At 58.8% G+C, this 13,073-nt stretch carries 10 protein-coding genes and 1 pseudogene; 5 read left to right on the top strand and 6 right to left on the bottom strand.

Translation table 11 applies throughout. The features are described from left to right. The first annotated feature begins 610 nt into the window (after positions 1–610). From FFH21_RS11000 to cobA, 5 genes and pseudogenes are all read left to right on the top strand, one after another. Positions 611–1,822, top strand: a complete 1,212-nt coding sequence (locus FFH21_RS11000) for a NarK/NasA family nitrate transporter (protein WP_002553050.1) — start codon at positions 611–613, stop codon at positions 1,820–1,822. A 7-nt stretch (positions 1,823–1,829) separates the two neighbouring features. Beyond that, positions 1,830–3,491, top strand: coding sequence for a bifunctional protein-serine/threonine kinase/phosphatase (locus FFH21_RS10995; RefSeq protein ID WP_054073183.1), 1,662 nt, complete (start codon positions 1,830–1,832; stop codon positions 3,489–3,491). Between the two features lie 276 nt (positions 3,492–3,767). Next, positions 3,768–4,973: pseudogene (locus FFH21_RS10990) on the top strand (NAD(P)/FAD-dependent oxidoreductase); the annotation flags it as partial. Between the two features lie 20 nt (positions 4,974–4,993). Further along, positions 4,994–7,714, top strand: a complete 2,721-nt coding sequence (locus tag FFH21_RS10985) for a nitrate reductase (protein WP_011168360.1) — start codon at positions 4,994–4,996, stop codon at positions 7,712–7,714. A 10-nt stretch (positions 7,715–7,724) separates the two neighbouring features. Next, on the top strand, positions 7,725–8,486 hold the full coding sequence (gene cobA / locus FFH21_RS10980) for a uroporphyrinogen-III C-methyltransferase (protein WP_005746075.1): 762 nt from the start codon (positions 7,725–7,727) through the stop codon (positions 8,484–8,486). A gap of 87 nt (positions 8,487–8,573) precedes the next feature. On the opposite strand, the gene FFH21_RS10975 is transcribed toward cobA, so the two are convergent. The 6 genes from FFH21_RS10975 to rraA form a co-directional block, all read right to left on the bottom strand. Next, positions 8,574–9,608 carry an OmpA family protein gene (locus FFH21_RS10975; RefSeq protein ID WP_002553044.1) on the bottom strand — a complete coding sequence of 345 codons (1,035 nt, stop codon included), beginning with the start codon at positions 9,606–9,608 and terminating at the stop codon, positions 8,574–8,576. A gap of 105 nt (positions 9,609–9,713) precedes the next feature. Next, positions 9,714–10,304: an RNA polymerase sigma factor SigX gene (sigX, locus tag FFH21_RS10970; protein WP_041924511.1), complete on the bottom strand. Its 591-nt coding sequence runs from the start codon at positions 10,302–10,304 to the stop codon at positions 9,714–9,716. 82 nt (positions 10,305–10,386) lie between these two features. Continuing rightward, positions 10,387–11,211, bottom strand: a complete 825-nt coding sequence (locus tag FFH21_RS10965) for a mechanosensitive ion channel domain-containing protein (protein WP_002553042.1) — start codon at positions 11,209–11,211, stop codon at positions 10,387–10,389. A gap of 2 nt (positions 11,212–11,213) precedes the next feature. Continuing rightward, positions 11,214–11,462, bottom strand: a complete 249-nt coding sequence (locus tag FFH21_RS10960) for a hypothetical protein (protein WP_002553041.1) — start codon at positions 11,460–11,462, stop codon at positions 11,214–11,216. An 86-nt stretch (positions 11,463–11,548) separates the two neighbouring features. After that, on the bottom strand, positions 11,549–12,544 hold the full coding sequence (locus FFH21_RS10955) for a zinc transporter ZntB (protein ID WP_002553040.1): 996 nt from the start codon (positions 12,542–12,544) through the stop codon (positions 11,549–11,551). An 11-nt stretch (positions 12,545–12,555) separates the two neighbouring features. Then, positions 12,556–13,050: a ribonuclease E activity regulator RraA gene (gene rraA / locus FFH21_RS10950; protein WP_011168359.1), complete on the bottom strand. Its 495-nt coding sequence runs from the start codon at positions 13,048–13,050 to the stop codon at positions 12,556–12,558. Between the last annotated feature and the right edge of the window lie 23 nt (positions 13,051–13,073).

The raw sequence follows: 13,073 nt of genomic DNA, 5'->3' as shown, positions 1-13,073 counted from the left end.
CCGGGCAATGTAAATTAAATATTGAGACTGGTGTTATCGTACAACCTCAATAAACAGAATATTAACACTTATTGATCAGCGCTATTAAAACCGTCATACAAGCACGTCAAAACAGCATCACAATGACAGTACTTAACACCAAAACCAATGGCACCTGAAATAATAATACCGCCATTGAACTTTAATAAACTCTTCAATGGCCATGCGTGATCTTGCCCTTTCAGGCTGCAGACTGTCGCTCGCGGCGCGCCCTGTTTTACAGCGCTTTGCTGGCGAGCGCCCGCTTCAAGGTCACTGACCGGCCCTCGCCTGCTTCCCGGGAATCACCCAAACCCGCTCGCAGCTTGCGGCTAATCGCTTGCAACGCCATTGGCCCATCTCTTGCTTTAGCAATCGCACGGTAGCCAACGGCGGCTATCACCTTTTTACGACAAAGACGTCGCTCATCTCTTTCCGCTCACTTGGACAGAGAGGCGACGTTTTTGCGTTTTGGCCCCGGCGACGGGGCCGGTGGAGTCGCCGTCATTCGGAACACTCCACCACAGCGTCTGGAATACCCGTGTCGCGGTCATGGCCCGACTGACTAACTAGCAGATGATGAGGTGTACACATGGATACAAGCTTCTGGAAGGCAGGCCATAAACCGACCCTGTTTGCGGCGTTTCTCTATTTCGACCTGAGTTTCATGGTCTGGTACCTGCTTGGCCCGCTGGCGGTGCAGATTGCCACTGACCTGCACCTGACCACTCAGCAACGTGGCCTGATGGTCGCCACGCCGATTCTGGCGGGTGCCGTGCTGCGCTTTTTCATGGGCCTGCTGGCGGACCAGCTGTCGCCCAAGACCGCAGGCATCATTGGCCAGGTGATTGTCATCGGCGCACTGCTGGCGGCCTGGCAACTGGGCATTCACACCTACGGTCAGGTACTGCTGCTGGGCCTGTTCCTGGGTATGGCCGGTGCTTCATTCGCCGTCGCGCTGCCCCTGGCGTCGCAATGGTATCCACCGCAGCACCAAGGCAAGGCGATGGGCATAGCCGGTGCGGGCAACTCGGGCACCGTACTGGCAGCATTGATCGCGCCGGTACTGGCCGCCAGTTTCGGCTGGGGCAACGTATTCGGCCTGGCGCTGATCCCGCTGGTTCTGACCCTGATCGCTTTCACGCTTATGGCGCGCAACGCCCCGGAGCGCAGCAAGCCCAAATCCATGGCGGATTACCTAAAGGCGCTGGGTGATCGTGACAGCTGGTGGTTCATGTTTTTCTACAGCGTGACGTTCGGCGGCTTCATCGGCCTGGCCAGCGCCCTGCCCGGCTATTTCAACGACCAATATGGCTTGAGCCCGATTACTGCCGGTTACTACACCGCTGCCTGTGTCTTCGGCGGCAGCCTGATGCGCCCTCTCGGTGGCGCGCTGGCTGACCGCTTTGGCGGGATTCGCACATTGACCGTGATGTACGCCGTTGCGGCCATCGGTATCGCGGCGGTGGGTTTCAACCTGCCAAGTTCGTGGGCAGCACTGGCTCTGTTCGTTGCCGCGATGCTGGGCCTGGGTGCCGGTAATGGCGCAGTCTTTCAGCTGGTTCCGCAGCGTTTCCGCAAGGAAATCGGGGTCATGACCGGCCTGATCGGCATGGCTGGCGGCATCGGTGGCTTCCTGCTGGCAGCGGGTCTGGGCACCATCAAACAGAACACTGGCGATTACCAGTTGGGCCTGTGGCTGTTCGCAGGCCTGGCAGTGCTGGCCTGGTTCGGTCTGCTGAACGTCAAGCGTCGCTGGAGAACCACCTGGGGTTCGGCGGCTGTGACCGCGGCGCGAGTCTGAACCGCCGATGACGCTGCAACTGCAGTTCGCTCAATTCAGCGCCAGCGGTCCGCGCGCAGAAAATCAGGATGCTCTGCGCCTGGTGACTCCTGCTCCGACACTGGCCGCCAGCAAGGGCTATCTGTTCGCCCTTGCCGACGGCGTCAGCCAGTGTGCTGATGGCGCACTGGCTGCGCAGTCCACGCTACAGGCGCTGGCGCTCGACTATTACGCCACGCCGGAAACCTGGGGCGTGGCCCAGTCTCTCGACCGCCTGCTGCTGGCGCAGAATCGCTGGCTGCTGGCCAATGGTTTACTGACTACCCTCAGCGCTCTGGTGCTGCGCGGACGACGCTTCACCCTTGCCCATGTCGGTGACTGCCGGGCTTATCGCTGGCAGGCCGGTACGCTAAAGCGCATCAGTGAAGACCACGTCTGGGAACAGGCCGACATGCAGCATGTGCTCAAGCGCGCGCTGGGCCTGGACCAATACGTGGTCATGGACTATCTGGACGGAGAGCTGTGTGAAGGTGAGCGGCTGTTGCTGGTCAGCGACGGTATCTGGGCAACCCTTGGCGATGCAAGCATCCGCTCGATTCTGACTGAGCAGGACGACCTCGATTCGGCGGTGAAAACGCTGGTCAGCGCGGCACATCTGGCGGGCAGCCAGGACAATGCCAGCGCCCTGCTGATTCAGGTCGACAGGCTCGGCGAAGACGATCGGGGTGATACGCTACTGCAATTGCAGCAATGGCCACTGCCACCCGCGCTCAAGGCGGGCCAGATTTTCGAAGGCTGGACGGTTGGCAGCATCGTGGCGCAGTCGCGCCAGTCCATCCTTTATCGGGTGACCGATACCCACGGCCAACCGTGGCTGCTCAAGACCCTGCCAGCCAGCCGACATGACGAATCGGGTGCTGGCCAGGGGTTATTGCTTGAAGAGTGGTTTTTGCGCCGGGTTGCCGGGCGCTTCTTTCCCGAGGTCCATCCGTTGGCAGACCGTCAGCACCTGTATTACGTGATGCGCGAGTATTGCGGAAATACACTGGCCGATGTCTTCACGCGCAACGGGCCGCTGCCGCTGGCCCAATGGCAGGACCTCGCGACCCGACTGTTACGCGCTGCGGGCCTGCTGCATCGGCGCAACATCATTCATCGCGATATCAAACCGGAAAACCTGCTGCTGGCAGATGATGGCGAACTGTGCCTGCTGGATTTCGGCCTGGCTTACTGCCCAGGATTGTCAACTGGCAACGCTGACGACTTGCCCCGCACCCCGAGCTACATCGCCCCGGAAGCCTTCAACGGCGCTGAGCCGCATCCGCAGCAAGATCTGTATGCGGCAGGCGTCACGCTGTACTACCTGCTGACAGGCCACTACCCCTATGGCGAGATCGAAGCCTTTCAGCATCGCCGCTTCGGCACGCCGATCGCCGCCAGCCGTTATCGACCGGATCTGCCGCAATGGCTGAGCCAGAGTCTGGACAAGGCACTGCAAGCCGACCCGCACCAGCGTTACGAAACCGCCGAGCAGTGGTTGCTGGAAATGGAGCAGGCCGAGCATCGCCCGGTGGTAGCAAAACCGCGCCCGTTGCTGGAACGCGAACCGCTCAAAGTCTGGCAAACGCTGGCACTGATCTCGATGCTGCTCAATCTTCTGCTGGTGATCTGGCTCATGAGCCATCACTGAACCAGACCGCCCTGCTTCTGTGCAGCACTCCTCAACGCAGTGCAGAAATAGCCTGAGGCATCGACCGAAATCCCCTTTACGCAAGTGAATGCGAGTTGGCACAGGCGCTGCATTGTCTTGTGCAGATCATTCATAACGCGTAGCCCTCAACGATGAAGGCTGCGCCTCCCGATAGAACGGGACCGGACAAAGGCGTCCCCGTCAGGCAACTGGCGGGACGCCTTTTTTGTTTGCGCGAAACGTGTCGAGCACGCGCTGCAGTGACTCGGAGGCAAGATGAAAAAACTCAAACTGGTGATGATAGGCAACGGCATGGCCGGCGTGCGCACACTCGAAGAGTTGCTGAAACTGAGCGAAGACCTGTATGACATCACGGTCTTCGGTGCCGAGCCACACCCCAACTACAACCGCATCATGCTGTCCCCAGTGCTGGCAGGCGAGCAGAATTTCGAAGACATCGTGCTCAACGATCTGGCCTGGTACGAAAGCAACGGTATCCAGTTGTTGCTGAACCGTCGCGTGGTGAAGATCGACCGCATCAAACGCGTGGTAATCGCCGATGACGGCACCCAGGCCTCTTACGATCGCCTGCTGATCGCCACCGGCTCACGACCCTTTATTCTGCCGGTTCCCGGCAATACGCTGGAAGGCGTCATCGGCTACCGCGACATCGGCCACACCCGTCAGATGATCGATACCGCCGTCACACACAAACGCGCAGTGATCATCGGCGGCGGCCTGCTCGGGCTCGAAGCTGCCAACGGCCTGAGCCTGCGCGGCATGCAGGTCACTGTGATTCACAACGGCCAGACACTGCTGGAGCGCCAACTGGACAAAACCAGCGGGCTGATGCTGCAAGCCGCGCTGGAAAAGCGCGGCCTGGGTTTTCGCCTCAACGAACAGACCGAAGCCTTGCTCGGCGATGATCTGGGCCGCGTACGCGCGGTGCAATTCAAAAGCGGCGAGGTGATCGACACCGATCTGGTGGTCATGGCCGCAGGCATACGCCCCAACACCGAATTGGCCGAACAGGCTGGTCTGCCCTGCAACCGGGGCATTCTGGTCAACGATACCTTGCAGACCTACGACCCGCGCATCTATGCGATTGGCGAATGCGTCAGCCATCGCGGCATCGCTTACGGGCTGGTGGCGCCGCTGTTCGAGCAGGCCCGGGTGTGTGCCAATCACCTTGCCCAGTTGGGCTTTGCCCGTTATCCGGGGTCAGTGACCTCGACCAAGCTGAAAGTCACCGGCATCGACCTGTTTTCCGCCGGGGACTTTCTGGGTGCTGAAGGCACTGAAAGCATCACCCTCTCGGACCCCATCGGCGGTGTCTACAAAAAGCTGGTGATCAAGAACGACGTACTGGTCGGCGTCTGCCTTTATGGCGACACCGCGGACGGAAGCTGGTACTTGCAGCAGATACGTGATGGCCAGGGCATTGATGCCATACGCAATCACTTGATGTTCGGCAAACCCGCCGCGCCAGAGGCCGCCTGCGCATGACCAGCCTCGCCATTCAGACCACTCGGGTGACCGCGTCCACCTGCTGCTATTGCGGCGTTGGCTGCGGCGTGCTGATCGAGCATGACGGGCAGAATATCCTCGGCGTCAGCGGCGACCCGAAGCACCCGGCCAACTTCGGCAAGTTGTGCAGCAAAGGTTCAAGCCTGCACCTGACCGGGGACATCGAAGCGCGCGCACTGTATCCGGAACTACGCCTGAGCAAAGGCCTGGCACGCAGCGTCACCGATTGGGATACCGCGCTGGAGCACGCGGCCAACGTCTTCGCCGACAGCATCCGCGAGCACGGTTCCGACAGCGTCGCATTCTATATTTCCGGCCAGTTGCTGACCGAGGACTATTACGCGTTCAACAAGCTGGCCCGTGCACTGGTCGGCACCAACAATATCGACAGCAACTCACGGCTGTGCATGTCTTCGGCCGTGGCCGGCTACAAGCGCAGCCTGGGCGCCGACGCACCGCCTTGCAGCTATGAAGACATCGAACTGAGCGATTGCGTGATGATCGTCGGCAGCAACATGGCCTACGCGCACCCGATTCTGTTTCGTCGCCTGGAAGAAGCAAAAAGCCGTCGCCCGCAGATGAAACTCATCGTCATCGACCCACGGCGCACCGATACCTGCGAACTGGCGGACCTGCACCTGCCGATTCAGCCTGGCACCGACGTTGCGCTGTTTCACGGCATCCTCCATGTGCTGATCAGTGAAAGCCTGATTGATCCCGAGTTCATTGCCGCACACACACAGGGCTATGAGGCGCTGTCAGCGCTGGTACGAGATTACCCGCCTGAACGCGTAGCAAACCTCTGCGGCATTACCCAGGAACAGCTATACACCTGCGCCAGTTGGGTGGGTGAAGCTCCGGGCTTTCTGTCGCTGTGGTGCATGGGGCTGAATCAATCCACTGCGGGAAGCGCAAAAAACAGCGCACTGATCAACCTGCACCTGGCCACCGGGCAGATCGGCCGACCCGGTGCAGGCCCCTTTTCGCTCACCGGCCAACCCAACGCCATGGGCGGACGTGAAACGGGCAGCCTGTCCAACCTGCTGCCCGGCCATCGCGACGCAGCCAATTCCGAACACCGTGCGCAGGTTGCGCACTACTGGGGCGTCGACAGCCTGCCCGCCAAGCCCGGTTTGTCGGCCATCGAACTGTTCGAACAACTACAAAACGGTACGATCAAGGCTTTGTGGATTGCCTGTACCAACCCGGCACAATCACTGCCCGATCAGAACAGAATCCGACAGGCGCTGGAAACCTGCCCGTTTGTGGTACTTCAGGAGGCCTTCAAGACCACCGAAACAGCGCGCTATGCCGACCTGTTGCTGCCTGCCGCCAGTTGGGGCGAGAAAGAAGGCACGGTGACCAACTCGGAGCGGCGCATTTCCAATGTCCGCAAAGCCATTGCGCCCCCCGGCGAAGCGCGCTCCGACTGGGCAATCACTGTGGACTTCGCCCAACGTCTGCAAAAGCGCCTGCAACCCGATGCACCTGCGCTGTTCGATTTCCACACACCCAAGGCCTTGTTCGATGAGTTCAAAGGCCTGACGGCCGGGCGGGATCTGGATATGTCCGGAATCGACCGCCAGCTCATCGACCTCCATGGCCCGCAGCAATGGCCCTTCCCTCGCGGTGCAAGCGTGGGCACGCCACGCCTGTATACCGATGGTATTTTCCCCACTGACTCGGGCCGTGCGCAGTTTTTATCCGAGCCTTATATCGCCGCCAAAGAGCTGCGCGATGCTGACTACCCACTGACACTCAACACCGGCAGGCTGCGTGATCAATGGCATGGCATGAGCCGCACCGGCACCGCTGCGCGGCTGTTCGGGCATGTCAGCGAAGCGCTGTTGAGCCTCAACCCTCGAGACATGCAACGTTATGACCTGCAACCTGGCGATCTGGTCAAGCTGATCAGCCGACGCGGCGAGCTATTGTTGCCCGTCGGCGGCGATGACAGTGTTGCCTGCGGTCAGGCCTTCTTGCCGATGCACTGGGGCGACCGGTTTCTCAAGGGCGGCGTAAACGCTCTGACTCAGCCAGCCTTCGACCCGATCTCGAAACAACCGGAACTCAAGCATTCCGGGGTCAAAATCGAAAAAGCTCATCTGCCCTGGCAGTTTTTCGCCCTTATCGAGGGCAATGTGCAGCAGCAAATGGAAAGGCTGCGTCCCCTGTGCGACGTGTTTACCTACCTGAGCATGGGCCTTGCCGGACGCGAACGTCCTGCATTGATCATACGCGCCGCCAGCGCCGAAGCGCCTGATCCGATGCTGCTGCAGCACATTGACCAGGTACTGGGCCTCGATGAAGGGCCAGTCATGGCTTACGACGACCCCAAGCGCTCAATTGGCAAGCGGGTGCGTATCGACAACGGCCGAATTACTGCCATCCGCCTGGCCGGTGAAACGCTTGCCCGACACTGGCTCCAGGCGCTATGGCTGGAAGAACGCATTGATGCTTCGCTGCGGCGCTGGCTGCTGGCCCCGCTCAGTAGCGAGCCTGGCAAAGACTCGACGCAGGCCTTCGACAAGACCTTGTGCAACTGCATGAACGTCAGCCAGAGCGCAGTAAAGGAATGTATCGAGCGCGGCCTGGACCTGAATCAACTCAAGACACAACTGGGTTGCGGGACCCAATGCGGTTCCTGCGTGCCTGAAATAAAAAGACTGATCAACACCGTGGCGGTTACCCAATGAGGAGTGCAGCATGAGCGCAAAAGTATGGCTGGTGGGCGCCGGTCCCGGTGACCCGGAACTACTGACCCTCAAGGCAGTGCGTGCCTTGCACGAAGCCGACGTGGTGCTGATAGATGATCTGGTCAATACCGCAGTGCTTGAGCACTGCCCGAATGCGCGAGTGATCGCGGTCGGCAAACGCGGCGGTTGCCGTTCAACGCCACAAGCGTTCATCCATCGCCTGATGCTGCGCTATGTACGTCAGGGCAAATGCGTTGTGCGCCTCAAGGGTGGCGATCCGTGCATCTTTGGCCGTGGCGGTGAAGAGGCGCAGTGGTTGCAGGAACGCGGCGTCGCGGTGGAACTGGTCAACGGGATCACGGCGGGGCTCGCCGGCGCAACACAATGCGGCATTTCGCTGACCCTGCGCGGCATAAGCCGTGGCGTGACACTGGTCACTGCCCATACCCAGGACGACAGCAGCCTCAACTGGCAGGCCCTTGCACAAGGCGGAACTACTCTGGTGGTTTACATGGGCGTGGCAAAGCTGGCTGAAATTCGCGAGAGCCTGCTGGCTGGCGGAATGAGTGGCGAAATGCCGGTGGCGATGATCGAGAATGCTTCGCTGCCCTGGCAGCGCGAGTGCCGCAGCACGTTGAACGCAATGCAGCGCGACGCCAGCGCTTTCGAGCTGAAGAGCCCTGCCATTCTGGTGATCGGCGCGGTTGCTGCGTGCAGCAATGAGCTGCTGAATGAAACGCTGATTGATCACGCACAGCTGAGTGCTGGCTGACCGTGCCTCCTGAGTAGCGTCTGCCTGAGCAAATCGCAGGCAAAGAAAAGCCCGGCCTGAGCCGGGCTTTTCAGTACAAGCGGCTAATTACTTAGCTTGAGCTTCTACTTCTGCTTCTACGCGACGGTTAACTGCGCGGCCAGCTTCAGTTGCGTTGTCAGCAACTGGGCGGGATTCGCCGTAACCAACCGAGTTTACGCGGCTAGCGCCAACACCGTACTGGTTAACCAGAACCTGTTTAACGGCGTTTGCACGACGCTCGGACAGTTTTTGGTTGTAAGCGTCAGGACCGACGGAGTCAGTGTGACCTTCAACAGTGGTGGTGGTCTGTGGGTACTGCTGCATGAAGTCAGCGAGGTTCTTGATGTCGCCGTAGCTGTTAGGCTTGACTACGGATTTGTCGAAATCGAACTTCACGTCCAGCTCAACACGAACGACTTCGGCAACTGCTGGGCAGCCATCAGCATCAACAGTTACGTTGGCTGGGGTGTCCGGGCACTTGTCGACGTTGTCGCACACGCCGTCGTTGTCGCTGTCGGAGCACACTTCAGCTACTGGAGCTGGTGCTGCTTCGACTTTCTTGCTGCCGCCGCCGAAGTTTACACCGATACCGACGCTAGGCGCCCACTCGGTGTTGCCTTGGTCGATGTTGTACTGAGCTTCAACGCCTGCACGGGCATAGAAGTTGTCAGTGAAGTACAGCTTGGCGCCGCCGCCGATGTTGGCGAAGGTAGAACCGTCACGGCCGTTGCGAGCGTCTTGACCGATGCTTTGGTCAGAGAAACCGGCAGACAGGTAAGGACGCAGCATGTCGCCTGGGTTGTTGAAGTGGTACAGAGCGTCCAGAGCGGTGTTGGCGCCCTTGATGTTCTTGCCACTGTCGCTACGGACGTTGTGGACTTCGTCGTAGCCCAAACGCAGTTCAACATCGTCAGTCAGGAAGTAGCCAACGGAGCCGCCGAACAGGTTGCCGTCGTTTTTGAAGTTACGATCGCTGTCGTAGTATTCTTTCTTGGCGAAGCCTTCGATTTCGACCGCGCCTTGGCCTTGAGCCAGAGCGCCGAACGAAGTTGCGGCAACAATAGTACCAATGGCCAAGCCCAAGGTGTTTTTCAGTTTCATCCGTTAAATCCCCATCTGATGATTATTAAGCAGTCCCACACAGGGGGACAACTCAGCGGCGAGTCTACCAGACCTTGCCAGTTTGTTAGAGATATTTGCACCGTATTAAGTTTCGGCGATTCCCGCAAATTTCTCTCGTAATTTATCTAAAGCCCGCTTGTAACGCATTTTCGTTGCGCTCAAGCCCATGTGCATGATGTCAGCAATCTCCTGGAATTCAAGTTCTGCAACAAAACGCAGGACCAGAATCTCCCGATCGATCGGGTTCACATACACAAGCCAGCGATCAAGTCCGCCCCGCTCTTCAGGTTTGGGCGTCTTTTCTTCCGACGCTTCCTCAAGTGGATCCAGACTCAAAGCGTCCATCAAGCGACGCTTACGCCGTTCCTTTCTGTACTGCGTGATGCATTCATTGTAGGTGATGCTGTAAAGCCAGGTCTTAAATTTAGATTTACCTTCAAAATTTTTCAACCCATACAACACCTTAAGCATCACCTCCTGACAGACATCGTCAGCATCGCGATCGTTCCCTAAATAACGTGCGCAGACGTTAAAAAGTGTTCTCTGGTAACGACGCATCAATTCTTCATAAGCCCGCGTCACATTGAATAGCTCAACATTGGCGCGCGCGACCAGCTCCTCATCAGAGAGCTCGCGGGGATCGTAGCGCGTCGAAAACGGTTGAGGTTTATTCAAAACAAATCTTGCCGACAGTCAGGTCAGTGTCCGCCACGGCCTGTATCGGCAACCTGGCGGCATACATTAGCAGGTTAGCCGCTTAACGGCTGCTTACTCTCTGCTCGAGAAGGATGCGGTTGGAAAACGACACCAGCTCCCCCTCGTCTGTCAGCAACGTTGTCTTGACCGTACCGATTTCCTCGATCTGACCTTCCGTATCGCCCACCCGCACCTGCTGGCCCACCTGAAACAGCTCACGAACATAAATTCCGGCGATGATCTGCCCGGCAATCTCCCGACTGCCGAGGCCCAGGGCAAGCGCCACTGTCAGACCAACGGTAATCAAGGCAATCACAATAACGTGGTTCAGCAGGTCGGTCTTGACCTCAAGCTGGCTGATCGCAACCGAAATACTGATGATGATGACCAGGCCTTGAGCAATTCGTCCCAGGCCGGCGGAGTAGTCGATACCTACGCCTTCGGCTGCGCCGCGTACCAGCCCATTGACCAGTTGCGCCAGCAGCACGCCGACCAGCAAGACCAGCGCCGCACCAAATACCTTGGGCAGATACAGCGCCAACATGTCCAGCGTAGCTGAAACCCGCTGCAGCCCCAGCGATTCGGCAGCCGAGACGAGGAAAATCAGTAATACAAACCAATACACGATCTTGCCGATCAGCGTTGAGATCGGCACCTTGACGCCGGCGCGGCCGATGATCTTGGTCAGACCTGTACCGCCGACCAGACGATCCAGGCCCAGTTTGGCCAGCAGTTTGGAAAGCAGCGCGTCGAGCAGTTTGGCGACGACAAAACCCAGCAGCACCACAACAAGCGCGCCGAACAGGTTAGGGATGAAATTTGCGACTTTGGTCCACAATGCAGTCATTGCAGCAAGAAGGCTCTGGGTCCAGAGATTCAATTCCATGCTCAATCAGCCTTATCGATAGAACGGGCACCCGGAATGGTGCGGCGAGAAACAGGAGAGACGTGGGCAGAGCCGTTGTTCACGGCGATCATCAGTGCTTCTGACCAACGGCCCAGCAACCCGAACAATACACCAGCACCGACCTGGCGATTGGCGGTTTTCAGGACGCGTCCCAGACATGCGTCATCATCCCGGCTGGAGGATGAAGAATTGAGCATGTCGCGTAAAGATTCTTCAAACGGATCGTGCATCAGGCACCTCACGTAATGTCAGTCAAAGACGCGACGCGAAAACAACAAGTCACACACGCCCGTCAAAAACCCGGCCAAGCCCACGCTTATACCCAGCGCAATCGCTTGAATAGCCACCACTGCCCGACGGCCAGCGCGACAATCAGCGAGCACGCCACCAGAAAGCCGTATGAACTGTCAGAACCGGGTATGCCGCCGACATTGATACCCAGCAAACCGGTGAGAAAACTCATGGGCAGGAAGATACCGGTAATGATCCCGAAACGGTACATGGTGCGGTTCATGTGCTCGCGCAAGCGCCTGTCTTCGGACTCCAGCAGCAGCCCTACCCGCTCGCGGGTCAGCTCGAGCTCTTCCAGATAACGCGTCAGGCTGTTGTTCAGCTCATTCCAGTAATCGGCGTCGTCATGGGCGAACCACGACAGTTTGATCCGCGAGAGCTGGCCATAAATATCGCGCTGCGGCCCGAGAAACCGGCGCAGACCGGCTGCGCGTCGACGAATATGCAGCAGCTTGCCATGCTCGGGACTGTACCGTTCGTCGGCGTCGGTCTTTTCTTCCTCTTCATCGACCGATTCGGTGAGTTCGCCGACCAGATCCTGGACCTTGTCGGTCAGGTATTGCGCCAGGTACAGGATCAGCTCCGAGGCACTGGTGGGGCCTTTACCCTGCCCCAGCATCTCGATCAGTTCCTCAGTGGCCCGCAGAGGACGCAGGCGCAGCGAGATCACCCGCTGAGCAGCAGCAAAAATGCGCACCGATACCATGTCTTCCGGTTCGGCACCGGGGTTGAGGTTCACCCCCCGCAGAAACAGCAGCAACTCTTGCTCCGGCAACGGCAGCAGGCGCGGCCGGGTGTTCTCTTCAAGCAACAGGTCGCAGGCAAATTCGCTCAGACCACTACCGGTACGCAGCCAGGTATGGGTCTGCGGATGACTGCGATCCCAATGCAGCCACAGACTTTCCTGCGGCTGCAGCTCAAGGTCCTGCAACTCGGTTCGAGCGATGAAACGCGCCCCGCCTTTACCGTCCAGCACAAGGGCATGAACCAGCCCCCACTGCGCGTTTGCTTCATCGAACATGGATATTTCGCTTATTCCGGCATGGTCAGGGGTGAAGGGGAAATGATGACGCCATTGTTGTCGGCATACAGATACTCTCCCGGACGGAAGGTCACGCCACCGAAGGTGACCAACACATTCAGGTCACCGATTCCGCGTTTCTCGGTTTTTTTCGGATGGCTGGCCAACGCCTGAACACCCAGGTCGGTCTGCGCGATGACGTCAACATCGCGGATGCAACCGTAAATCAACATGCCTTCCCAGCCGCTTCTGGCCGCTTTCTCTGCCAGCATGTCACCGAGTAAGGCACAACGCAGCGACCCACCACCGTCGACCACCAACACCTTGCCCTTGCCCTTGCCGTCGAGCTCGACCTGCTCCTTGACCAGCGAGTTGTCTTCGAAACATTTAACGGTGACGATCTGGCCGCCAAACGAATCGCGACCGCCAAAATTGCTGAACATCGGCTCCACGACCTGAATCAGGTCCGGATAGGCGTCACACAGATCGGGGGTGATGTAGTGCATAAGGTCAACTCCTGTCTCGCGAA

Origin of the sequence: Pseudomonas sp. KBS0707 (assembly GCF_005937945.2) — a bacterium.
GTDB classification, from domain to species: Bacteria; Pseudomonadota; Gammaproteobacteria; order Pseudomonadales; family Pseudomonadaceae; genus Aquipseudomonas; species Aquipseudomonas amygdali.
The sequence above is the reverse complement of the archived record's forward strand: the minus strand, read 5'-3'. Positions and strand labels throughout refer to the sequence as shown.

Coding starts and splice junctions, on each gene's coding strand:
- FFH21_RS11000 (WP_002553050.1), top strand. CDS start 611: ATGGATACAAGCTTCTGGAAGGCAGGCCATAAACCGACCCTGTTTGCG.
- FFH21_RS10995 (WP_054073183.1), top strand. CDS start 1,830: ATGACGCTGCAACTGCAGTTCGCTCAATTCAGCGCCAGCGGTCCGCGC.
- FFH21_RS10985 (WP_011168360.1), top strand. CDS start 4,994: ATGACCAGCCTCGCCATTCAGACCACTCGGGTGACCGCGTCCACCTGC.
- cobA (WP_005746075.1), top strand. CDS start 7,725: ATGAGCGCAAAAGTATGGCTGGTGGGCGCCGGTCCCGGTGACCCGGAA.
- FFH21_RS10975 (WP_002553044.1), bottom strand. CDS start 9,608: ATGAAACTGAAAAACACCTTGGGCTTGGCCATTGGTACTATTGTTGCC.
- FFH21_RS10965 (WP_002553042.1), bottom strand. CDS start 11,211: ATGGAATTGAATCTCTGGACCCAGAGCCTTCTTGCTGCAATGACTGCA.
- FFH21_RS10960 (WP_002553041.1), bottom strand. CDS start 11,462: ATGCACGATCCGTTTGAAGAATCTTTACGCGACATGCTCAATTCTTCA.
- FFH21_RS10955 (WP_002553040.1), bottom strand. CDS start 12,544: ATGTTCGATGAAGCAAACGCGCAGTGGGGGCTGGTTCATGCCCTTGTG.
- rraA (WP_011168359.1), bottom strand. CDS start 13,050: ATGCACTACATCACCCCCGATCTGTGTGACGCCTATCCGGACCTGATT.